Annotated in this window: 20 protein-coding genes; 7 read left to right on the top strand and 13 right to left on the bottom strand. The window is 69.6% G+C overall.

Annotation, left to right across the window (positions count from 1 at the left end):
• The first annotated feature begins 53 nt into the window (after window positions 1-53).
• Together ACIBO2_RS44365 and ACIBO2_RS44360 are read left to right on the top strand one after the other, a co-directional pair.
• Window positions 54-710, top strand: coding sequence for a TetR family transcriptional regulator (locus ACIBO2_RS44365; protein ID WP_358555036.1), 657 nt, complete (start codon window positions 54-56; stop codon window positions 708-710).
• 10 nt (window positions 711-720) lie between these two features.
• Complete coding sequence (locus ACIBO2_RS44360) at window positions 721-1,470, top strand: methylenetetrahydrofolate reductase (RefSeq protein WP_358554901.1); 750 nt, start codon at window positions 721-723, stop codon at window positions 1,468-1,470.
• Here the strand turns inward: ACIBO2_RS44360 and ACIBO2_RS44355 are convergent.
• From ACIBO2_RS44355 to ACIBO2_RS44335, 5 genes are read right to left on the bottom strand one after another with little or no spacing between them, the layout of a single operon-like run.
• A complete protein-coding gene (locus ACIBO2_RS44355; RefSeq protein WP_358554898.1) occupies window positions 1,463-1,783 on the bottom strand; it encodes a type II toxin-antitoxin system PemK/MazF family toxin in 321 nt (106 codons plus the stop codon). The two genes, ACIBO2_RS44360 and ACIBO2_RS44355, sit on opposite strands and share 8 nt — an antisense overlap.
• Window positions 1,780-2,004: a hypothetical protein gene (locus ACIBO2_RS44350; protein ID WP_357652174.1), complete on the bottom strand. Its 225-nt coding sequence runs from the start codon at window positions 2,002-2,004 to the stop codon at window positions 1,780-1,782. Before ACIBO2_RS44350 ends, ACIBO2_RS44355 begins: the two co-directional genes overlap by 4 nt.
• 30 nt (window positions 2,005-2,034) lie before the next feature.
• A complete protein-coding gene (locus ACIBO2_RS44345) occupies window positions 2,035-3,462 on the bottom strand; it encodes an MFS transporter (RefSeq protein WP_397304179.1) in 1,428 nt (475 codons plus the stop codon).
• Window positions 3,463-3,506: 44 nt separating this feature from the next.
• Entirely contained in the window at window positions 3,507-4,169 is a 663-nt protein-coding gene (locus ACIBO2_RS44340) for a Crp/Fnr family transcriptional regulator (RefSeq protein ID WP_357939658.1), read from the bottom strand.
• A gap of 32 nt (window positions 4,170-4,201) precedes the next feature.
• Window positions 4,202-6,220 (bottom strand): adenylate/guanylate cyclase domain-containing protein, encoded by a 2,019-nt coding sequence (locus tag ACIBO2_RS44335; RefSeq protein WP_397304178.1) that lies wholly within the window; start codon window positions 6,218-6,220, stop codon window positions 4,202-4,204.
• A gap of 240 nt (window positions 6,221-6,460) precedes the next feature.
• On the opposite strand from ACIBO2_RS44335, the gene ACIBO2_RS44330 reads away from it, so the two are divergent.
• On the top strand, window positions 6,461-7,273 hold the full coding sequence (locus tag ACIBO2_RS44330; RefSeq protein ID WP_397304177.1) for a hypothetical protein: 813 nt from the start codon (window positions 6,461-6,463) through the stop codon (window positions 7,271-7,273).
• A gap of 86 nt (window positions 7,274-7,359) precedes the next feature.
• On the opposite strand, the gene purL is transcribed toward ACIBO2_RS44330, so the two are convergent.
• From purL to purS, 4 genes are all read right to left on the bottom strand, one after another.
• The gene (gene purL, locus ACIBO2_RS44325; protein ID WP_358555033.1) at window positions 7,360-9,564 is read right to left on the bottom strand and encodes a phosphoribosylformylglycinamidine synthase subunit PurL; all 2,205 of its coding nucleotides are present in this window, start codon (window positions 9,562-9,564) and stop codon (window positions 7,360-7,362) included.
• Between the two features lie 44 nt (window positions 9,565-9,608).
• Window positions 9,609-10,286 carry a phosphoribosylformylglycinamidine synthase subunit PurQ gene (gene purQ, locus ACIBO2_RS44320; RefSeq protein ID WP_358554886.1) on the bottom strand — a complete coding sequence of 226 codons (678 nt, stop codon included), beginning with the start codon at window positions 10,284-10,286 and terminating at the stop codon, window positions 9,609-9,611.
• Between the two features lie 149 nt (window positions 10,287-10,435).
• Window positions 10,436-10,822 (bottom strand): ATP-binding protein, encoded by a 387-nt coding sequence (locus tag ACIBO2_RS44315; RefSeq protein ID WP_358555030.1) that lies wholly within the window; start codon window positions 10,820-10,822, stop codon window positions 10,436-10,438.
• Window positions 10,823-11,044: 222 nt separating this feature from the next.
• Entirely contained in the window at window positions 11,045-11,290 is a 246-nt protein-coding gene (gene purS / locus ACIBO2_RS44310) for a phosphoribosylformylglycinamidine synthase subunit PurS (RefSeq protein WP_225301645.1), read from the bottom strand.
• A gap of 226 nt (window positions 11,291-11,516) precedes the next feature.
• On the opposite strand from purS, the gene pdhA reads away from it, so the two are divergent.
• From pdhA to ACIBO2_RS44295, 3 genes are read left to right on the top strand one after another with little or no spacing between them, the layout of a single operon-like run.
• On the top strand, window positions 11,517-12,608 hold the full coding sequence (gene pdhA / locus ACIBO2_RS44305) for a pyruvate dehydrogenase (acetyl-transferring) E1 component subunit alpha (RefSeq protein ID WP_358554884.1): 1,092 nt from the start codon (window positions 11,517-11,519) through the stop codon (window positions 12,606-12,608).
• A gap of 39 nt (window positions 12,609-12,647) precedes the next feature.
• Window positions 12,648-13,628 (top strand): alpha-ketoacid dehydrogenase subunit beta, encoded by a 981-nt coding sequence (locus ACIBO2_RS44300; protein WP_397304176.1) that lies wholly within the window; start codon window positions 12,648-12,650, stop codon window positions 13,626-13,628.
• A gap of 12 nt (window positions 13,629-13,640) precedes the next feature.
• Complete coding sequence (locus ACIBO2_RS44295; protein WP_358554878.1) at window positions 13,641-15,170, top strand: dihydrolipoamide acetyltransferase family protein; 1,530 nt, start codon at window positions 13,641-13,643, stop codon at window positions 15,168-15,170.
• Window positions 15,171-15,231: 61 nt separating this feature from the next.
• Here the strand turns inward: ACIBO2_RS44295 and ACIBO2_RS44290 are convergent, their stop codons facing one another.
• The 4 genes from ACIBO2_RS44290 to ACIBO2_RS44275 are packed head-to-tail and all read right to left on the bottom strand — an operon-like array spanning window position 15,232 to window position 18,973.
• Window positions 15,232-16,404 carry an adenylosuccinate synthetase gene (locus ACIBO2_RS44290; protein WP_397304175.1) on the bottom strand — a complete coding sequence of 391 codons (1,173 nt, stop codon included), beginning with the start codon at window positions 16,402-16,404 and terminating at the stop codon, window positions 15,232-15,234.
• 52 nt (window positions 16,405-16,456) lie between these two features.
• Entirely contained in the window at window positions 16,457-17,392 is a 936-nt protein-coding gene (locus ACIBO2_RS44285) for a hypothetical protein (RefSeq protein WP_358554872.1), read from the bottom strand.
• Window positions 17,393-17,402: 10 nt separating this feature from the next.
• Window positions 17,403-18,245, bottom strand: a complete 843-nt coding sequence (locus ACIBO2_RS44280; RefSeq protein ID WP_358554869.1) for a molecular chaperone DnaJ — start codon at window positions 18,243-18,245, stop codon at window positions 17,403-17,405.
• Window positions 18,242-18,973 (bottom strand): NUDIX hydrolase, encoded by a 732-nt coding sequence (locus tag ACIBO2_RS44275; RefSeq protein ID WP_358554866.1) that lies wholly within the window; start codon window positions 18,971-18,973, stop codon window positions 18,242-18,244. Before ACIBO2_RS44275 ends, ACIBO2_RS44280 begins: the two co-directional genes overlap by 4 nt.
• Before the next feature lie 144 nt (window positions 18,974-19,117).
• Between ACIBO2_RS44275 and ACIBO2_RS44270 the strand changes: the two genes are divergently transcribed.
• Window positions 19,118-22,381: a glycosyl hydrolase 2 galactose-binding domain-containing protein gene (locus ACIBO2_RS44270; RefSeq protein WP_397304174.1), complete on the top strand. Its 3,264-nt coding sequence runs from the start codon at window positions 19,118-19,120 to the stop codon at window positions 22,379-22,381.
• Window position 22,382 lies beyond the last annotated feature (1 nt).

The raw sequence follows: 22,382 nt of genomic DNA, 5'->3' as shown, positions 1-22,382 counted from the left end.
CCGTACTTGTACGTCGTATAGTGAACTTGTACGTCGTATAGTTGTCAACCGTGATGGGAAAACTGACCGCGGCGGCCATCGTCGAGCGGGCCCTGGAGATCGGTGACGCCGAAGGGCTCGACATCGTGACGATCAGGCGACTGGCGGCCGACCTGGGCGTGACGCCGATGGCCCTCTACTGGCACTTCAAGAACAAGGACCAGCTGCTCATCGGCATGGCGGACCACCTGATCCTGGGCTTCGGGATCAAGACCGACGACGACGACCGCCCGTGGCCCGACCGGCTACGGGAGCTGGTCGAGGGCCTGGTCAGGGTCCTGCGCGCCCACCCGTGCGCGAAGAGCGTGCTGGAGCAGGTGGACCAGGGCGCGGTGCCCAGCTTCCTGAAGGTCTGGGACCTGGCCCTCGGGTTGGCGCGGACGGCGGGATTCACCGTGGAGGAGTGCTGCCTGATCTCCAAATACCTGCTGCAGAGCGCCATCTCCATCGCCGACGCCCCGGTCCACTTCCGCTCCCGCCACACCACGGAGGAGATCGCCGAGATCGTCCGGGTGAAGCGCCTCGGCCTGGAGTCCCTGCCGGCGGACCAATACCCGAACCTGGTGGAGATGGCGGGCCCGATGGTCGAGGGGATGACGGCCGGCTTCTATGACTCGTTCGGCGTGGACCTGGTCATCAGCGGCGTGGAGGCTTTGGCGGCCAGACGTTAGGGTGCTCGGCATGACTTTCGAGCTGGTCTGCGAGATCGAGCCGCCCACCACGCCGGACCTGAAGCACGTCCGGCACCAGATCGGCACGATGAGCAAGATCGCCCACTCGTTCCTCATCCCCGACAACCACATCGGCCGGGCGACCGTGTCCAGCGTGGCCGTCGCGCACGAGGTCGAGGCGATGGGCGGGCGGAGCATCGCCTGCCTCAACTCCCGCGACCGCAACTTGCTCGGCTTCCAGCGCGACCTGCTGACGGCCGCGGCCTATGGGGTCGACCAGTTCCTGTTCGTCTACGGTGACAAGCCGGCGAGCGGAAACCGGACCAGCGACCTGACCGTCCGCTCGATGATCGAAGAGGCCAGGAACTTCGACGGCGGATTCCGCGTCGGCGCGGCGGCCGGGCTGCGTCCCCTGCCCGCCTGGAAGCGCACGGCCGACTTCCTGTTCCTCCAGGTCGGCTTCTCTCTGGAGGCCCTGCTGCGCTGGCGCGAGGCCAACCAGGTCGATGTGCCGGTCTACGCGGGGGTGATGGTGCTGGCCAGCGAGCGCCACGCCCGCACGCTGGCGGCGGCGATCCCCGACATCGCCATCCCCGACCGGCTGATCCACGCGGTGGCGGCCGACCGCATGGCGGGCGTGGACGCGGCCTGCGAGCAGGTCCTGGCCATCCGCGACTCGGGCGCCTTCGACGGCGTCCACCTGATCCCGGTCAGCCGCTACCGCGACGTGGAGCCGAGGCTGGCGGCGGCTTTCAGATGAGGCCGAGTTTCAGCATCAGAGCGCGGTCAACCTCCGCGGCCTCATGTGCGTCCAGTGTGCCCATGAAGTCACCCAGCCTGGACGGCGACACGGAGTAGATCTGATCAGCCAAGACGCGCGACTTCGTGCCGTTGAACTCGATTTCGGGCCGGTAGATCGCCGGTCCAGCGCTCGACGACGTAAGGGCGATCGTGATGACGCTGGTCGCGAAGCGGTCCGATTGAATGATCACCCCATACCGGCGCCCCTGCTGTTCGCGGTCCCGAGCGCCAGGAATGGCCTTGACCTCGTAGATCGCGCCACGAAATATCACTCGGCGACGCCCATGAAGCGCTGGATCGCGAGCATCTCGGCCTGATCGTCGGGATCGTCGCGCAGTCGCTCGGCATCAGCTGCGGCCTGCTCCAGCAGCATTTCCTTGTAGGTGTGAAGGATGGCGTAACGGACCGCCTCCGAGCGGCTCCGCCGGTCACCTGCCAGTGCGCGTAGTGCGGTCTCCATCGCCTCGTCGGTGCGGACGTTGAGGGTTCCCATGCGGTCAAGTGTAACACGTTTTGTAATACGTCATTGATGTCGCGGCCGGGCCAGCGCCGCGAATAAGGCGCCCGTCAGGGCGACGGCGAACAGCATCGCGTACGTTCGCTCGAACCCGTGCATCACCTGCCCCACCGCCACCGGCGACAGCTTGGCCAGCGTCCCCGCGTACACCTGGGCCCGTTCGGCGGGCCCCACCGAGCCGGCCAGGACGCTCAGTGACAGGCCCACGCTGATCACGATTCCCACATTCATGATCATCACCCGGAACCCGTTGACCACCCCCAGGCTGCCGCGCGGCAGCGCCCGCATGACCTGCGTGGTGTTGCCGGTCAGGAACGTGCCACTCCCGCACCCGGCCACGAAGAGGCCGACCCCGATGATCCAGTACGGCGTGGCGGGGTCCGCCGTCAGCATCAGCGTGCCGAGCCCCACGGCGCTCATCAGCGCGCCGCCGATCGACACGGCATACGGGGAGATCTTCAGCGAGCCCGCCAGCGGCGAGGCCAGCGCCATGCCGACCGGCACCGGCAGCACGCTCAGCCCGGCTGTGAAGGCGTCCACGCCCCTGGCCGCCTGGAAGTACAGCGCCACGACCAGGATCAGCGCCGAGCGGGCCAGCGCGTTGCAGAACGAGGCCAGGTTGGCGAAGGCCAGCAGCCGCTCCCCGAACAGCCGCAGGTCGAGCACCGGATGCGCGGCCCGCCGCTCCACCAGCGTGATCACCGGCACCAGCGCCGCGAACACCGCCACCCCCGTCAGCACGACAGGGCTCGACAGCCCGGCGGAGCCCGCCTCCGACAGGGCGATGAGGATGGCCGAGAGCGCGGCGAACACCAGGGCGTTGCCCAGCGCGTCCACCGGCTCGCGGGGGCCCCGGGGCATCTTGCGCAGGATCACCGCGCCCCAGCCGAAGGCGATCAGCCCGGCCGGTACGTTCACCCAGAAGATCCACTGCCAGCCGGCCGTGTCCGCGATGAGCCCGCCCAGCGTCGGCCCGGCGAGCTGCGCCACGGAGAGGGTGCCGATGTAGACGCCCATGCCCTGGCTGAGCCGGTCGGGCGGGAACGCGTCGGTGATGATGACCGTGCCGTTGGCCAGGATCATCGCCGAGCCGACCGCCTGCAGCACGCGCATCGCGACCAGGAACCACACGCCCGGCGACAGCCCGGCCAGCAGCGAGGCGACGGTGAACAGCGCGAACCCGGCCAGATAGATCTCCCGCCGCCCCAGCAGGTCCGCCACCCGGCCGAAGAACACCAGGCTGGCGGTATTGACCAGCAGGAACGCCAGCAGGATCCAGCCGGATTCGAACGGGCTCGCGTGGAAGTGCCGGACCACGGTGGGCAACGCGACGTTCAGGGTGCTGCCCGCGATGCCGATGAGGACGAGACCGAGACTGGTGACCGAGCACACGCGCCAGGCGTAACGGAGGCGGTCGTCGTACGCGAGGGGCATGCGGTCCACTATGACGTACGACGTACGTCCGATTTGTCAGGGGGTTATCTGGCCCGCTTGCGCAACCCGTCAAGATCGTGGATCACCACGCGCCGCCGCCCGGTCTCGATCAGCCCGCGGTCCCGTAGCAGCCGCAGCGCCTTGCTGACGGCCTCGCGCGAGGCCCCGGTCCACCCGGCCAGCTCGTCCTGGGAGAGCGGCAGCGCCACGCGTACGCCGCTGTTGGTCTTCTCGCCGTAGCGCTCGGCCAGCTCGATCAGCCGGGTCGCCACCCGGCCCGTCGTGTCGAACGCCCCGTACTCGATCCGCTTCCGGTCCGCGTCACGCAGCCGGCCCGTCACCAGCTGCATGAGCAGTACGGCGATGCGCCCATGGGCCTGCAGGAACGCGGGGAAGTCGCGGACCACGATGCCCGCGATCGGCTCCAGCGCGGTGACCGTGGCCGACCGCGGCGATCCGTCGATGGCCGACATCTCCCCGAGCAGCCCGCCCGGCCCACGTACGGCCAGCACCACCTCGGTGCCGCTGCTCGTGTGCGACGAGACCTTCACCCGGCCCTCGGTCAGGACGAGCACCCAGTCGGAGGTGTCGCCCTCGCTCATCACGGTCGTCCCGCGCTCCCACCTGCGCGGTCGTCCCGCGGCGCGCATTTCCTCGACCTCGTCGGCTGTGAGCATGGAGAGGAACTCGCCGGGATCTGGGTTCATGCGCCGATTATGTCGGTACGGTCAGCGCCCTTCTAGGTCATTGCGGTCAGAACGTAGGCACCCACGAGTTCTTCCTTGCCCTTGAGGCTCAGCTTTCCGAGGGGGTTCACCGTGACGCCGGCTCCCAGTTGCCTGCGCGTCGTCTCGCCGATCACCACCGTGCCCGGCTCGGCGAGGGACTGCAGCCTGGCGGCCACGTTCACGCAGTCGCCCATCGCGTTGAAGCCGCGCAGCTCCGGGCTGCCGATGTTGCCGACCAGGGCGGGGCCGGTGTTGACGCCGACCCGGAATGTCGGCCACGCTTCGGCGTCCTCGCGCTTCCAGGCGATCTCCTCGGCCACCTCGGAGGCGGCCTCCTGCATGGCCAGCGCGGCCCGGCAGGCCGCCCTGGCATGGCCGTTCTGCGTGGCCGGGGCATTGAACAGGGCAAGCAACGCGTCGCCGACGAACTGCACGATCGTGCCGCCGTTGGTCAGGATGCAGGGCACCGCGGCCGTGTGATACCGGTTGAGCATCTCGACGATCTCGCCGGGCGTGACCCGCTCCGAGAACGTGGTGAAGCCCTTGAGGTCGGCGAAGAGCGCCGTCAGCTCCTTCATCTGGCCGCCGAGCGCCGCCTGGCCGGGGTCGGCGAGCAGGGCGTTGGCCACGTCAGGCGACATGTACTGCCGGAAGAGCGTGTCGAGCTCCTGGTAGAGGCGGGCGTTCTCCAGCGAGATCGAGATCTGCCCGGCCAGGGTGGCGGCCAGTGCCTCGTCCTGCGCCGTGCGGCCGACCGGCACCTCCAGCACGCCCGCCAGGTTGCCCTTGACGGTCAGCGGGAAGGCGAACAGGTTGTCGCGTCTGATGGGGGTGTCTCCGGCGAACTCGTACTCGCGGGAGCCGATCTGCGTCTTGCCGTCGGCGACGAGGCCGATCCGCACGTCGCCGTACGCCTGACGGACGCGTTCGAGCGCGGTGGCCAGGAGGTCGCTCTCGGACTGGCGTACGCGGGTCTGGGCGCTGACCGCCACCAGGGCGCTCAGGCGCTCAGAGAGCTCACGCTCGCGGGCCAGTGCCTCGCCGGCCCGGTCGAGAACCGCGGCCTGCCCCTCGTTGAGCCGGAACTTGTCCGATAACCGGGTGGCCGCCAGCGACTCGCCGCGCCGTACGTGCTCGACCAGCTCTTCCAGGGCCTCGTCGTAGTGCAGCTGGATGCGGGCCACGGTCGCCGACAGCGCGACCGAGTCGAACAGGCCGCCGCTCGACCCCTCGCGCCTGAACTGGATGTAGGCGCTGTAGGCGACGAAGACGAAGGCCAGCGTCAGCAGGATGTGCCACTCCCACCAGGACAGGTGCCAGTTGAGCTGCGACATCCCGGCGATCATGGCCTCGGCGAGCAGCGCGTAGGCGGTGATCAGGCTGACCAGCATGGCCGACGGCCGCTGCCGGTGCAGCTGGAACATCATCACGCTGGCCGCGCCGTACAGGCCCAGGCCCGGCAGCGACAGCCATACGAGCCAGTTGACCGGCTCCCTGAGCGGTGGCTCGCTGAGCGGCGTCAGTCCGGGGATCAGCGAGGCCAGCCCCCAGAGGATCATGAATCCGAGGAGCACGCCCCGTATGAGGTGCTGGGATCTCATGACGGTCAGTGCCGCCCGCTCGCCCAGCGGGAACGCCGAGGCGAACGCGAACCCCGAGGCGATCGTCAGCCCGACCTGCTGCCCGAGGTCGAACCCCATCGATCCGGTGGGCAGGATGATCTGCGGAGTGGCCAGGCCGTGCAGGAAGAAGAAGCCGGCGCTGGCCAGGAAGACCATCGAGACCAGGAAGAGCCGGGCGTCCTGCCGTTTCCGCGACGCTTCGCTGATCAGCGCGCCGAGCGCCACGTTGAGGCCGGCCACGGAGATGATCATCCAGAAGTGGCTGGAGTGGTGCTCCCACATGATGTTGAGGTGGCTCTGGGCCAGCAGCAGCCAGAGACCGAGCAGTGGCAGGACCAGGTGGATGGCCCAGACGACCCCTCGCACCGGCTGCGTGGCAGGAGGGAGGTAGGGACTGGCGGTCGACAAGGTCATCCTCCGTGGAGTGCGTGCGCCCCCGAACGGTCCCGATTATCCATCGTAGACAGGCCCGGCCGATGCGTCCTTTTACCCACAGCCGACTTTCATGACTCGTCAAGTAGCGTTATCGCCTTCTGTCTGATTTGTCACGTAATGAACCCGTTATACGGTTCCTGTCATCCGTTGGAACGGTTGAAACGTGAACCTCATGCTCAACCTGAGCAACACACGTTCCTCGGAAGGAAAGCCGTGGCTATCAAGATTCGCGGTGCGCGCACGCTCACCCTCGCCACTGTTGGAGCGCTCGCCGCCTCGCTCCTCGCCGTTGGCGGAGTCGCCACCGCGTCGTCGGCTACAGAGGTGTACGCGTGCGTGCACAAGAAGACCCGGTACGCCCGCATCGTCAACGCCACCACCCCGTGCCGGAAGACGGAGACCCGGATAGTGATCGGCGGCGGTGGCCAGTCGACGACCACGATCACGGAGGGCACCAAGGGCGACACCGGCCCGCAGGGCCCGAAGGGTGACACCGGCCTCCAGGGACGTCAGGGCTTCCCCGGCAAGAACGGTAAGGACGGCCTGCCCGGTAAGGACGGCCTGCCCGGTAAGGACGGCACCGACGGCAAGGACGGCCTTCCGGGCAAGCCCGGCGCCGACGGCACCGACGGCAAGAACGGGCTCCCGGGCAAGGATGGCGCCGACGGCAAGAACGGTCTTCCCGGTAAGGACGGCAAGGACGGCCTGCCGGGCAAGGACGGTAAGGACGGCCGGGATGGCAAGGACGGTGTAGACGGCAAGGGCATCACCTACACGACCTACACCCGTTCGAACAACTTCAGCTCGGGCAGCGGCTCCGTCTCCTGCAACAGCGGCGACGTCGCGACCGGCGGCGGCTTCACCATCAGCGGCAACGGCAACGTCACCAGCAGCGCCCCCAGCGGCGGGTCGGGCTGGTCGGTCACCGCGGCAAAGAACGACACCAACAAGGACATGGGCGTGCAGTCCAGCGGCAACCACGGTGTGAGCGGCACCGTCTACGTGGTCTGCCTCAAGAAGTCCTGACCCTCAAGAAGTCCTGACCCTCAAGACTCTCTGACAAGCGAAGGCCGGTACGGACAGCACCCCGTACCGGCCTTCGCGCTAAAACCTCAGCCGAACAGCGCGGGCAGCGTGCCGGAGTGCGTCTCGCGCAGCTCCGCGACCGGCACCTCCAGCACCCCCTCCACCACCAGCGACGTGCCGCCGGTGGTGCCGAGGCCGTAGCAGGGCACCTCGTGGTCGGCGCAGAGCGCGGCGAACCGGTCGAAAGCCTCCGGCCGGACCACCACCAGCGCGCGGGCCGACGACTCACTGAACAGGTCGGTGAACGCCTCGCCGCTCAGCGCCACCGTCGCCCCGATGCCCCGCGCCAGGCAGGACTCGGCCAGCGCGATGGCCAGGCCGCCGTCGGACAGGTCGTGGGAGCCCTCAAGGAGCCCCTGGGCGGCGGCCTCCACCAGCACGGTGGCCATGGCCTGCTCGGCCGCCAGGTCGGCCGCCGGCGGCAGGCCACCGAGGTGGCCGTGGGCGACGTGCGCCCACTCCGACCCGCCGAACTCCTCCTTCGTCTCACCGAGCAGCGCGATGCGCAGGCCCTCGGCGACGAACCCGGTGGCGACCCGCTTGGCCACGTCGTCGATCACACCGAGCACGCCCACCACCGGTGTCGGGTGGATCGGGGTCGAGCCGGTCTGGTTGTAGAAGGAGACGTTGCCGCCGGTCACCGGCACGCCGAGGGTCCGGCAGGCGTCGGCGAGCCCGCGTACGGCCTCGGCGAACTGCCACATGACCTCGGGGTCCTCCGGCGAGCCGAAGTTGAGGCAGTTGGTGACGGCCAGCGGGCGAGCCCCGGTGACGGCGACGTTGCGGTAGGCCTCGGCCAGCGCGAGCTGGGCGCCCGCGTAGGGGTCGAGCCGCGCGTAGCGGCCGTTGCCGTCGGTGGCCAGGGCGATGCCCCGGGTCGTCGGCTCGGCGCCGGCCATGACCTCGGAGATACGCAGCATCCCGGCGTCGGCGGGCTGGGCGAGCACGGTGTTGGAGCGGACGTAACGGTCGTACTGAGAGGTCACCCACTCCTTGGACGCCAGGTTCGGCGAGCCGAGCAGCTCCAGCAGGGTGACGCGCAGGTCGGCGGGCCGGTCGAGGCGGTCGGGGGTGTTGGCGTTGAGCGCGACCTGCCCGGCGGGCTCGTGGAAGGGCCGCTCGTAGACCGGGCCGTCGTCGGCCGCGGTGCCGGGCGGGATGTCGACGATCGTCTCGCCGTCCCAGGTCATCACCAGCCGGCCGGTGTCGGTGACCTCACCGATCACGGTGGCCGGGACGTCCCACTTCTCGCAGATCGCCATGAACGCCGCGATGTCCGACGGCCGGACCACGGCCATCATCCGCTCCTGCGACTCGCTCATCAGGATCTCCTCGGGCCTGAGCGAGGGATCGCGGAGCGGGACCAGATTGAGGTCAACGTGCATGCCGCCGGTGCCCTTGGCGGCCAGCTCGGTGGTCGCGCACGAGACGCCGGCCGCGCCGAGGTCCTGGATGCCCACGACCACGTCGGCCGCGTAGAGCTCCAGGCAGCACTCGATGAGCAGCTTCTCCATGAACGGGTCGCCGACCTGTACGGCGGGCCGCTTGGCGTGCGACTCGTCCTCGAAGGTCGCCGACGCCAGCACCGACGCGCCGCCGATGCCGTCGGGCCCGGTCGAGGCGCCGAACAGCACCACCTTGTTGCCCGGCCCCGGCGCGGTGGCCAGCTTGATCTGGTCCTTGCGCAGCAGGCCCACGCAGAGCGCGTTGACCAGCGGGTTGCCGATGTAGCAGGGGTCGAAGACGACCTCGCCGCCGATGTTGGGCAGGCCCAGGCAGTTGCCGTAGCTGCTGATGCCCTCGACCACGCCGGGCAGCACGCGCCGGGTGTCGTTCTGGTCGGCGCCGCCGAAGCGCAGCGCGTCCATGACCGCGATCGGGCGGGCGCCCATCGACATGATGTCGCGGACGATCCCGCCCACGCCGGTGGCGGCGCCCTGGTGCGGCTCGACGTAGGACGGGTGGTTGTGCGACTCGATCTTGAAGGTGGCGGCCCAGCCGTCGCCGATGTCGACGACGCCGGCGTTCTCTCCCATGCCGACGAGCAGCGCGTCGGACTTGGGGGCCTTCGTGGCGAACTGCCGCAGGTGCACCTTGGACGACTTGTACGAGCAGTGCTCGGACCACATGACGCTGTAGATGGCCAGCTCGGAGCCCGTGGGACGACGGCCGAGGATCTCCTTGACCCGGTCGTACTCCTCCTGCTTCATCCCCAGCTCGGCGAACGGCATCGGCTCGGCGGGCGTCTCGACGGCCCGCTTGACGCTGTCGGTGCTCACGCGTTCACCAGCTTCTTGAGGATGGAGGTGAAGAAGCCGAGCCCGTCCGTGCTCGGCGCGCCGACGAGGTTTTCGACGGCGTGCTCGGGGTGCGGCATGAGCCCGACCACGTTGCCGGCCTCGTTGCGGATGCCGGCGATGTCGTTGGCGGAGCCGTTGGGGTTGCCGAGGTAGCGCACGACCACGCGGCCGTCGGCCTCTAGCTCGGCGATCGTCTCGGGATCGGCGACGTAGCGGCCCTCGCCGTGCTTGATCGGCAGCACGACCTCCTGGCCGGCCTCGAACGAGTTCGTCCAGGGCGTGCCGGTCGCCTCGACCCGGAGCCGCTGGTCGCGGCAGACGTAGTGCAGCGAGGCGTTGCGCGTCAGCGCGCCCGGCAGCAGGTGCGCCTCGCACAGGATCTGGAACCCGTTGCAGGTGCCGAGCACCGGCAGCCCCTCACGGGCGGCCGGGACGAGCTCCCGCATCAGCGGCGCGAACCGCGAGATGGCGCCGCACCGCAGGTAGTCGCCGTAAGAGAAGCCGCCGGGCAGGAAGACGGCGTCCACACCCTTGAGGTCGTGGTCGGCGTGCCACAGCGGAACCGCTTCCGCGCCGGACAGTCTGATCGCTCTGGCGGCGTCCTGATCGTCGAGAGTTCCTGGAAAGGTGACTACCCCCACGCGGGCGCTCATGTCTTGCGTTCCTCCAGCGTTCGTGGTGTGCACCGCCAAGGTTATCTGGTGCTCGACGATGCCTCCCAACAGCGTCATCGTGTACGGCCGGGCATGCCAAGGGGCGGGCCGCCGCGACGGCCCGCGAAGGGGTCAGATGGAGCGAACGGCTAGACCGCGGCCAGCTCGCGGGAGCGGCGGTTCGCCGTCTCCTCCCAGGCGAGGGTCTTGCGGAGGTGGACCGTGGTGCCGCGGCCGGGGGTGATGCCGAAGGAGATCTCGTCCACGACCGAGCGCATGATCAGCAGGCCACGGCCGTTCTCGGTGTCGGCGGGCGGAAAGTGCAGGGGCATCGAGGGCAGGCCGACCCCGTTGTCGACGACGCGTACGTCGCAGCGGCCGTAGCCGATCGAGGCCGTGACCTCATAGCGGTTGGCCGGGCCGCCGTGGCGTACCGCGTTAGAGCACGCCTCGGAGACCGCGAGCAGCATGTCGGAGATGCACGCCTCGCTCACGTTGAGCGAACGCATCGCATCCCCTAGCACTCGCCTGACCATCGGTATGCCGATCGCATCCCGAGGCAGCGCCAACGAGAACTCAATATCCACCGGACTCCTCCGGGCTCCGGAATGTCACCTGGAGTAGGTTTCCCCGTGAAATCGGGGCTAACCGCAAAATCACGTTGTTGTTATTTACTGTTGGCAAGCCCGTGGCATTGTGGCATGCCGGAACCCGACTTTAGCCGCTCGCGGGTATTTCGATGCGTCAAATGTGCTGTTCTACTCTTCCACCCGCACGACGTAGTCCTCGATGACGGTGTTGGCCAGCAGCGTCTCGGCCATCTTTCGGACGTCCGCAAGTGCCGCCTCGTCGGCCGGACCGTCCAGTTCGACCTCGAAGCGCTTGCCCTGCCGTACGGCCGCGACGCCGGAGAAGCCCAGCCTGGGCAGCGCGCGGGCGATGGCCTGGCCCTGCGGGTCGAGAATCTCGGGCTTCAGCATGACGTCTACGATGACGCGCGCCACTGCGTTCCTCCTGGGTGCGGCGGGAGTTGGGAAAGCCAGCCTACCGGCGCGTGTGGCAGGCAACACAACGGGAACGGGGAGGGCATGGGGCTTGCGCTGAGGGCTGTGACGTCTGCCACCATGTCCCCAAACGCGTACGAACCACCACCACATGGTCCGACGCTCGAAAGGCTGGCCTAAGGTGGCAACCCCATCGACTCCGGCCCTGACCGCACAGGAGTGGCACGTGACACTCGACGCCTCTCGTGGTGCCCAAGCACCCCCGGAGCTCGTCCAGCTCCTCACCCCCGAGGGTGAGCGGGTCGAGCACCCCGACTACGACATCGACCTCAAACCCGAAGAGGTCCGGTCCCTCTACCGCGACCTCGTGCTCGTCCGGCGCGTCGACCTGGAGGCGGTCGCTCTCCAGCGGCAGGGCGAGCTCGGCATCTGGGCCTCGCTGCTCGGCCAGGAGGCCGCGCAGATCGGCTCGGGCCGCGCGCTGACCGACGCCGACATGGCCTTCCCCACCTATCGGGAGCACGGCGTGGCCTGGTGCCGCGACGTCGACCCGGTGAAGCTGCTCGGCCTGTTCCGCGGGGTGAACCATGGCGGGTGGGACCCCAAGGAGCACAACTTCCACCTCTACACGATCGTGATCGGCAGCCAGACCCTGCACGCCGTCGGCTACGCGATGGGCGTCCAGCGCGACGACGCGAACGCGGCCGTCATCGCCTACTTCGGCGACGGCGCCAGCTCCCAGGGCGACGTGAACGAGTCGTTCGTCTGGGCCAGCGTGTTCAACGCGCCGATCGTGTTCTTCTGCCAGAACAACCAGTGGGCCATCTCCGAGCCCCTTGAGAAGCAGAGCCGCATCCCCCTCTACCGCAGGGCCTCCGGGTTCGGTTTCCCCGGCATCAGGGTCGACGGCAACGACGTGTTCGCCTGCCTCGCCGTGACCAGGCAGGCGCTCAAGAACGCCCGCGAAGGTCAGGGCCCGGTGCTCATCGAGGCGTTCACGTACCGGATGGGCGCCCACACCACCACGGACGACCCGACGCGCTACCGCGTGGCCAGCGAGCTGGAGGCGTGGAAGCTCAAGGACCCGATCGAGCGCGTCAAGGCGTACCTGTTCAAGAACGAGTTCGCCGACCAGGCGTTCTTCGACTCGGTCGAGGGCGAGGCCGACCAGCTCGGCGCCGACCTGCGCAGGCGCTGCCTGGCGATGCCCGACCCCGAGCCGCTCGCGATGTTCGAGCATGTCTACGCCGAGCCGCACGCGTTGATCGACGAGGAGCGCGCCCAATACGCCGCTTACCTGGAGGGCTTCAGTGAGTGAGCGAACCCTTGAGCGCCGCATGACCGTCAAGGAGGCGTCATGACCGTGCTCAGCCTGTCCAAGGCGCTCAACGAGGGCATGCGCAAGGCCATGGAGGACGACCCCAAGGTCCTCATCATGGGCGAGGACGTCGGCAAGCTCGGCGGCGTGTTCCGGGTCACCGACGGCCTGCAGAAGGACTTCGGCGAGGACCGGGTCATCGACACCCCGCTGGCCGAGTCCGGCATCATCGGCACCGCGATCGGCCTGGCGCTGCGCGGCTACCGGCCGGTGTGCGAGATCCAGTTCGACGGCTTCGTCTTCCCCGCGGCCGACCAGATCATCACCCAGCTGGCCAAGATGCCGATGCGCTCGCTCGGCGCGATCAAGCTGCCTGTCGTCGTACGCATCCCCTGCGGCGGCGGCATCGGCGCGGTCGAGCACCACAGCGAGTCGCCGGAGGCATATTTCACGCATACCGCCGGACTGCGCGTGGTCGTCTGCTCCAACCCGGCCGACGCGTACACGATGATCCAGCAGGCCATCCGCTGCGAAGACCCGGTCATCTTCTTCGAGCCCAAGCGCCGCTACTGGGAGAAGGCCGAGGTCGACACCGTCGGCACCGACTGGTGGCTGCCTCTCGACCGCGGCCTGCAGGTGCGCCAGGGCACGGACATCACGCTGATCGCCTACGGCCCGATGGTGAAGACCTGCCTGGAGGCCGCCACGGCGGCCGAGGCCGACGGGCGCTCGGTCGAGGTCATCGACCTGCGCTCGCTCAACCCGCTCGACGCGCCGCTGGTGATGGATTCGGTACGCCGTACCGGCCGGGCCGTGGTGGTGCACGAGGCGCCGGTCAACAGCGGTTTCGGCGCCGAGCTGGCGGCCAGGATCACCGAGCAGTGCTTCTACCAGCTGGAGTCACCGGTGCTGCGCGTCGGCGGCTTCTCCACGCCCTACCCGCCCTCGAAGCTGGAGGAGCACTACCTGCCCGACCTCGACCGGGTGCTCGACGCCGTCGACCGCGCCTTCGGCTACTGAGGAGGGGGACTCATGCGACGTGAATTCAAGCTCCCCGACGTGGGCGAGGGTCTGACCGAGGCGGAGATCGTCCGCTGGCACGCCAAGCCCGGTGACACGGTCAAGGTCAACCAGATCGTGGTGGAGATCGAGACGGCCAAGTCCATCGTCGAACTGCCGATTCCCTGGGACGGCGTGGTCTCCGGGCTGATGGCCGACGAGGGCCAGACGGTCGACGTCGGCCGGCCCATCATCGCCGTCGACACGGACGAACCGGACGACACCTCCGGCAACGGGGGCCGCCGGACCGAGGCGGCTGACGCCGGCGAGGTCAAGGCGGACGCCGACCGGGCCGGGGCGCCTGACGTCGGTGAGGTCAAGGCGGACGCCGACCGGATCGAGGCGCTGGCGGACGACCTGGTCCCGCGTCCCCCGGCGGAGGGCGCCGTCGAACCCGGCGCCCACGGCAGTCCCGCCCCCAAGGAGGAACGCCAGGCGGTCCTGGTCGGCTACGGCGTCAAGACCGGCACCACCAAACGCCGCCCCCGCAAATCCCGCCCTGACGGGCCCGCCCAGTCACCCGTGGTCCCGGCCGCTCCCGAGCCACCCGTGATCCCGGCCACCCCGGTCGCGAACCCGTCCCGCGTCGAGGTCACCGCGCCATCCGGCCCGGCGGCGCTGCGGCGGGTCGCGGTCCTGGCCAAGCCACCGGTACGCAAGCTGGCCAAGGACCTGGGCGTCGACCTGACCACCCTGGTCGGCTCGGGCCCGAACGGCTCGATCACCAGGGACGACGTCCACGCCGCCGCGGAGCAGCCCGCCCCGCGGGTGACCGCCCAAGAGCGGGCGATCACCCAGCAGGGCGAGGAGGAGCGCATCCCGGTCAAGGGCGTCCGCAAGCTGACCGCCCAAGCCATGGTGGCCAGCGCCTTCACCGCCCCGCACGTCACCGAGTTCCTCCAGCTCGACGTCACCGAGACCATGGAGGCGGTCCGGCGCCTGCGTACGATCCCGGACTTCGCCGAGGTCAAGGTCTCGCCGCTGCTCCTGGTCGCCAAGGCCGTGCTCACGGCCGCCCGGCGCCATCCGATGATCAATTCCTCATGGGACGAGGCCGCTCAGGAGATCGTGGTCAAGCACTACGTCAACCTGGGCATCGCCGCCGCCACCCCGCGCGGCCTCGTCGTCCCCAACATCAAGTCCGCCCACGGGCTGTCCCTCCCCGAGCTGGCCGCCGAGCTGGGCCGGCTCACGGAGACCGCCAGGGCGGGCCGCACCCAACCGGCCGAGATGGCGGGCGGCACGATCACGATCACGAACGTGGGCGTGTTCGGCGTCGACACCGGCACCCCGATCCTCAACTCGGGTGAGGCCGCCATCCTCGCCTTCGGTCAGATACGGGACATGCCGTGGGTGGTGGACGGCGAGCTCGCGGTGCGCAAGGTGACGACGCTGGCGCTCTCCTTCGACCACCGGATCGTGGACGGTGAGCTGGGGTCGCTGTTCCTGCGCGACGTCGGCGCCATGCTGGAGGACCCACTCCGCATGCTCGCCTGGAGCTGACCGAGGACGCGTGCGCGCTCGTCTGATGGCCGGGTGGGCGCGGGCGCGGGACCTGCCCAAGCTAGCCGAGGGCGGGCGTGAGGACGCGCTTGTCGGCCGAGGTCGGGCCGTGTGACCCGACCCAGACGGGTGCGCCCAGAGCGTCCGCCACGGCCGCGGGCCAGTCGGTGACGGCGTCGCCGTACACCGGTTTGGCCCGCAGCAGCCGTGCGGTCCGCGTCGCGGGGTCGCCGAGCCGGAAGTCAGCCCCCTCGTACGCGTGGCACAGCCGCGAAACCGGCGCGTCCAGATGCGTCAGCGCCAGGCCGTCGACCCCGCCCGCCACCTCCACCGCGTACCGATGCGCCACGGCGTCGAAGTGCCCCACCCTGAACGGCCCCTGCCACGGCCCGGTGCCGTTGTGCGGCTCCGGGAGCTCCAGCGTGGGGTCCTCCGTGACCAGCGGCCCCGGCCCGTGCCGGGGAGTGTAGGTCCGCAGCACGCCCAGCCGGAGCGCCCCGGCCCCGCCGAGCAGGTCCAGCGCGTTCGCGAAGGTCGTGGTGCTCCAGGTCGTGTACGGGTCGAACCCGTGGTTCTCGTCCAGCAGCACCCCCTGAGCCCCCTCGAACACCACCGGCCCCCGCCTGAGCAGCTCATCGGTGGAGTCCACCAGCCGCACCCGCGACGCGAACGCCTGATAGGCCGCCACGCAGTCCGCCACCGGCGGCCCCTCCACCCCCAGCGCTTCCCGCAGCAGGCCCAGCTTGCGGGTCAGCGTCGCGGGGGAGTCGCCCGCGCGCGGGGCGAGCGAGCCGTGCGACAGCGAGTACGCCATCGCCTCGCCGACGCCCATCCCGCACGACCCGTGCCGCTCCGCCCCGCGCGCCAGCTCGCGCCGCCGGCCCGCCTCGACGTGGTACGGCGTGGCCAGCAGGCAGTCCCGATGGACCGTGATCAGCCCGAACGGATCCGGCACGCCGAGCCGCTCCAGATGGGCGGCCTCGGCGGAGAGCGCCAGCGGATCGACCACCACGAACCTCGACAGATGCGTCGGCACCCCCCGCAGAGTCCCCGAGCCGAACTGCGCGAACGTGTGGTGCCGCCCGTCCGGCAGCACCACGTTGTGCGCCGCCTGGGCGCCGCCGTTGAAGCGGACCACCGCGTGGACCGGCCGCGTGGCGCACAGCCAGTCCACGACGGTGCCCTTGCCCGCGTCGCCGTACCCGAGGTCGACGACGATGACGTGCTCGCTCACGCGTCGCGCCCATCGAGCGCGTCGAGCCCGTCGAGCGCGCCGAGTCGTTCGATCATGAGTCGAGCCCGTCGAGCGGCTCCGACACCACGAGTGTGCCGCGGTCCAGCTTGGCCAGCGCCTTCGACACCGAGGCGCCCGCGGCGGAGCCGAGCCCGGCCAGGTCGTCGAGGCCCTCGTCGAGACCGATGGCGTCCTCGCCGAGCCCGATCGTGAGCGCGATCGTCTCGCAGACCGCGTCGAGGTCGTCGAGCTCCAGGACGTTCTGGCCGAGCAGGTCGCGCCAGACTCGCAGCACCCGCGCGTCGCCGGCGTAGCTGGAGCCGGCGGGCAGGATGTAGTAGACGTCGTACCTCTCGGTCAGTTCGGCGACGATCGCGGCCACGTCGATGTCGCGCGGGCGCGGGTCGCCGATCAGCTTGGCGACGGCCTTCCCGCTGACCCGCGGATAGGGCAGCTCGTCGCCGATGATGAACAAATATCCCCGCTTGCCGCGCTTGTCGTAGCAGTCGATCGAGGTGTGCCGGGCCATGAAGTACATGGCCAGCTCGTACGACTCCGACATCTGCCCGCCGCCCCCGCCCTCCAGCAGGATCTGGCCGAGCTGGTCGTCCATGCGGTTGTCGGACTCGAACTGCCCTACCTGGAGCGGCGCCCGGTCGCAGGTCGCGTCGCCGATGGCGCCGAACATGATCTGCGGGTCGGCGGCGTACCCCTTGCGCAGCAGCAGCCCGAGCAGGTCGGGCAGCTTGGCCTGCAGCGTACGCGGCACGTGGCCCATCGAGCCGGTCACGTCGAAGAGCACGGCGACGGCCAGCGAGTCCGGGTGCTCGTCGGAGTCGCGGCTCTCCCGCGTGACGCCGAACGGGTCGAGGTCGGGGTGGGTGGTGGAGGCGCCGCCGTCGCTGTAGGCGAAGGCGCTGGCGCCGGTGGCGGCCCGGTAGCGGGCGGCCGAGCTGTAGACGTCGGTGGACCAGATTCCGCTGCCCATGATGTTCTCCCTAGAGGTGAAGGGGCCGGTAGGTACGCGGTCCGTAAAGGTCTTCGAGGAGCTCGTCGAGCTCGCCGAGCAGCGCCCACGCGTCGGACGGCGGGCGCAGCAGGCAGCCGCGGACGAAGGCGCGCATCGTGCGGGGGTGCTCGCCGAGCAGTCCGGCGACGCATCGGGTGACGCCCAGCACGTCGTCCGACGCGTCGGAGAGCTGTGAGCGGCACCAGTCGACGAGGACGAGCCCGTGGTCGAGGGGGTGGACGAGTACGTGGCGGGGGAGCACGGCGCCGTGCGTGACGCCGGCCCGGTGCGCCAGGCCGGTGGCCACCAGCAGCCGCCGCCAGATCCAGGCCACGTCCCGGGGGTCGAGGCCGGTGCCGATCCGGGTCAGGGGGACGAAGCCGCCAGGTGCCCGGCTGAGGACGTTCGCCTGCCGCACGGCGCGCCCGGCTTTATGCCGAAATTTCGAGACAAGGCGGGGGACGTACGGCAGGAAACGCGGGTCCGCGTCCGAGGCGAGCCGGGTGAGCGCGGCGGCCTCCCGCACCAGCAGGTGGTTGTCGGCCGGGTCGCGCGGCAGCTTGAGCAGCGCGTCGCCGTCCGCCGGATAGAGGACGGCGGTGCCACCCCGATGCAGCGGCGGCCCGATCCGATAAGGCCCGACCTGCCGGCCCCGGTTGAAGTCGGCCCACAACTCGGCCAGCCTGGCGAACGCCTCAGCGGTCCCCGGAGACAGGTCCGGGTGGAGTAACCGGGCATAGCGCCGGTAGACCCGCGCGGGGGAGTCGCCCGTGAAGAGGTCGGCGGCCGAACGCGCCCCTGTGACGATCGACGCGGCCTCCTGGGCGTTCACCGGATCTCCTCCTCCCGCGAGGGCCGCAGCAGGGCGGGGTGCAGCAGCCGGGCGTCGCCCGCGCGGTACAGCTTGGCCCGCGGCCCGCCCCTGGGCCCGCCGGTCTGCGTGGTCTCTCCGGTGCCCTCCACGAACCCGGGCACCGACAGCACCTTCCGGTGGAAGTTGCCCGCGTGCAGCGGGGTGCCCCAGACGCTTTCGTAGATCAGCCGCAGCTCGGAGATCGTGAAGGTGTCGCCCGCGAACGCCGTGGCCAGCGGGGTGTACTCCAGCTTCGACCGGGCCCGCTCCACGCCGTCGGCCAGGATGCGCTGATGGTCGAAGGCCAGCCGAGGCACATCGTCGACCGGATGCCACACGGCCGCCGCCGCGTCGGTGCCCGCCCGCGGATCGGGCAGGTCGGGGGCGAAGGCCAGGTACGAGATCGACACCACCCGCATTCGCGGGTCCCGGCCGGGGCCGCCGTAGCTGGCCAGCTGCTCGATGTGCGCGGGCGCGGTGTCCAGTCCGGTCTCCTCGGCCAGCTCGCGCACCGCCGCCCCCGCCAGGTCCTCGTCGGGCCTGATGAAGCCGCCGGGCAGCGCCCAGGCGCCCTCGTACGGCTCGACACCGCGCTCCACGATCAGCACGTGCAGCCGCCGGTCGCGGATGGTCAGCGCCACCACGTCGACCGTCACCGCGACCGGCGGGTAGCGCCGCGGGTCGTAGTCGGCCAGGAACTCTTCCATCGCCAAGTCCTTCTCAAGCTGAGTAAATCTCGACTTGAGAATAACCACCCGCCACCACGATGTCCAGAAATTTGGGCATTTACGAGATCGCGTTTAGTTGTTAAGAAGGTTTATTAACAAACTCCATCGGCCTTGCGAGGACCCATGGCGCGCTCCCGGCTCATCCTCATCCTGCTCTGGACCTGCACTTTGCTGGTCAGCGCTGGAGGTGTCGCCCTGGCCGCCCCGGCCGCGACCGCCTCCTCGACAGCTCTCTCCGGCTACAAGATCCAGTCATCCGCCAAGGTGTCGGACTCCGGCGCCGCGATCTCCACTCCCGGCTACGCGGCCTCCGGCTGGTATCCGGTCGGCCCGCGCTCGACCGTCCTGGCCGGGCTGCTGGAGAACAACGTCTACTCCGACCCGTTCTTCTCCACGAACATGCAGTCGATCCCGACCGCCGACTTCGACGTGCCCTGGTGGTACCGCTCGGACTTCACGCTCGGCTCGGAGACCGGGTTACGCACGTTCCTCGACATCAGCGGCGTGATGTCGAGCGCCGACGTGTGGGTCAACGGCAGCCAGGTGGCCACGGCCGCCCAGGTCGCCGGCGCCTACACCCGCAACGAGCGCGACATCACCGCGCTGGTCCACCCGGGCGCCAATTCGGTGGCCTTCCGCGTCAACGCCAACAACCCCAACAACCACCTGACGATCGGCTGGATCGACTGGGTGCAGGTCCCGCGCGACGACAACACCGGCATCTTCCGCGACGTGCTGATCAGGCGCAGCGCCGACGTCTCTCTGCGGGACGCGCACGTGATCACCAACCTGGCCGTCCCGGCGCTCGACCGCGCCGACCTGACGATCAAGGCCGATGTACGCAACGGTACGGGCAGCGCGGTGACCACCACGGTCAGCGGCACGATCGGCTCGCTCACCTTCTCCCAGAACGTCTCCTTAGCCGCGAACGAGACCAAGCGCATCACCTTCTCCCAGACCCTCAACAATCCACAGGTCTGGTGGCCGTACCAGATGGGCGCCCAGCCCCTCTACGACCTCAACCTGACCGCGACCGTCGGCGGCGCGGTGAGCGATTCGCTGACCCAGCGCTTCGGCGTCCGCAAGGTGGAGTCGGGCAAGAACGCCAGCGGCCGCCGCTTCTACAAGATCAACGGCCGGTCGATACTGATCAGGGGCGGCGGCTGGTCGCCGGACATCTTCCTGCGCAAGGACCTGCGCTACCTCGAAGACAAGATCCGCTACGTCAAGGACCTCGGCCTGAACACCATCCGCGTCGAAGGCCACCTGGACACCGACGAGCTCTACGACCTGGCCGACAAGTACGGCATCCTGATGCTGCCCGGCTGGGAGTGCTGCAACAAGTGGGAGGGCTCGTTCGCCACGGCCGACTACCCCATCGCCAAGGCGTCGATGCAGGCGGAGGCCACCCGGCTGCGCAACCACCCCAGCGTGATCTCGTTCCTGATCGGCTCCGACAACCCGCCGACGGCCCAGAAGGAGACCAACTACCTCGACGCCCTGACGGCCGCCGAGTGGCCGCTGCCGATCGTCTCCGTGGCCTCGGACAAGTCCAGTCCGCAACTGGGCAACTCCGGCCTGAAGATGCCCGGCCCGTACGAGTGGGTGCCGCCGAACTACTGGTACAACAAGCGCGAAGGCGGCGCGTTCGGCTTCAACTCCGAGACCAGCGCGGGCCCGGACGTGCCGACGCTCGACTCGCTGAAGCGGATGATGACCACCGCGCAGATCAACTCGCTCTGGCAGAGCCCGAGCGCGACGCAGTATCACCGCTCCCCGTCGAGCACGTTCAACAACCTGACGATCTACCACAACGCCCTCAGGGGCCGGTACGGCGTGCCGTCCAGCCTGAACGACTACGTGAAGAAGGCGCAGCTCGCCCAGTACGAGGCGGTCCGCGCGCAGTTCGAGGCCTACGGCCGCAACTTCACCGACTCCAGCAACCCCTCGACCGGCGTCATCTACTGGATGCTCAACAGCGGCTGGTCGTCGCTGCACTGGCAGCTGTTCGACTACTACCTCGACCAGGGCGGCTCCTACTGGGGCGCGCGTGAGGCGAACAAGCCGCTGCATGTGCAGTACTCCTACGACAACAAGTCCGTCGTCGTGGTCAACTCGGGCACCTCGGCCGCCTCGGGCCTGACGGTCAAGACGGACGTGTTCAACATGGACGGCACCTCGAAGTACACCAACACGGCCACCGTCACCGCCCCCGCCGACGGCGGCAAGGCCACCGCGGTCACCGTGCCGTCGATCAGCGGCCTGTCCACGACCTACCTCGTACGGCTGAGCCTGCTGCGCGGCGGCGAGGAGATCGACCGCAACGTGTACGCGCTGTCCACCGCGAGCGACGTCATCGACTGGGACAACAACGACTGGTACTACGTGCCGACCACCAGCTACGCCAACCTGACCGGGCTCAACGGCCTGGCTCAGGCCCCGATCACCGCCACCGCCACCTCACCGTCCCCGGGGAACGTGAGTGTGACGATCAAGAACACCGGCACGGGCGCGATCCCCGCGTTCATGCTCGACGCGCACGTCGTGGACGCGGCCGGCAAGCCGGTGCTGCCGATCCAGTGGTCGGACAACGCCATCAGCCTGTGGCCGGGCGAGTCCAAGACGCTGACCGCCACGTTCCGCGCCTCGGACCTGAGCGGCGCGGCGAGCGTCAGGGTCTCCGGCTGGAACACCGCCACGCTCACCGTCCCGGCCGGCCCGACCGGCCCGCCCGACACCGAGCAGCCCAGCGTGCCGGGCAACCTGCACAGCACCGCCAAGACGTCCTCAAGCGTCTCGCTGGCCTGGGACGCCTCGACCGACAACACCGGAGTGACCGGCTACGACGTCTACAACGGCACGACCCTGGCCACCACCGTCACCGGCACGACGGCGACGGTCTCGGGCCTGGCGGCCGCCACGGCGTACACCTTCACGGTCAAGGCCCGCGACGCGGCCGGTAACGCCTCGGACGCCTCGAACGCGGTCACCGAGACCACCGGCAGCGGCCCGGTCGTCTACCAGGCCGAGGACGCGACGATCTCCCAGGGCGTGGTGGAGTCGAACCACGACGGCTACACGGGCACCGGGTTCGTGAACTACGACAACCTGACCGGCAGCTACGTCGAGTGGACGGTCAACGCCCCCGTGGCGGGACCGGTCACTCTGGAGCTGCGCTACGCCAACGGCACGACGGTGAACCGGCCGATGACCATCACGGTCAACGGCGGCGCCGCCGTGACCCGCGACTTCAACGCCACCGGCAACTGGGACACCTGGCAGACCTCCACCCTCACCGTCAACCTCGCGCAAGGAGTCAACAAGATCAGAGCCACCGCCACGACGGCCAACGGCGGCCCGAACGCCGATCGGATCTCGATAGGCTGAG

Origin of the sequence: Nonomuraea sp. NPDC050022 (genome assembly GCF_044460705.1) — a bacterium.
GTDB lineage: Bacteria > Actinomycetota > Actinomycetes > Streptosporangiales > Streptosporangiaceae > Nonomuraea.
Note: the sequence above shows the minus strand (reverse complement) of the source record. Positions and strands in the feature narration are given on the sequence as shown.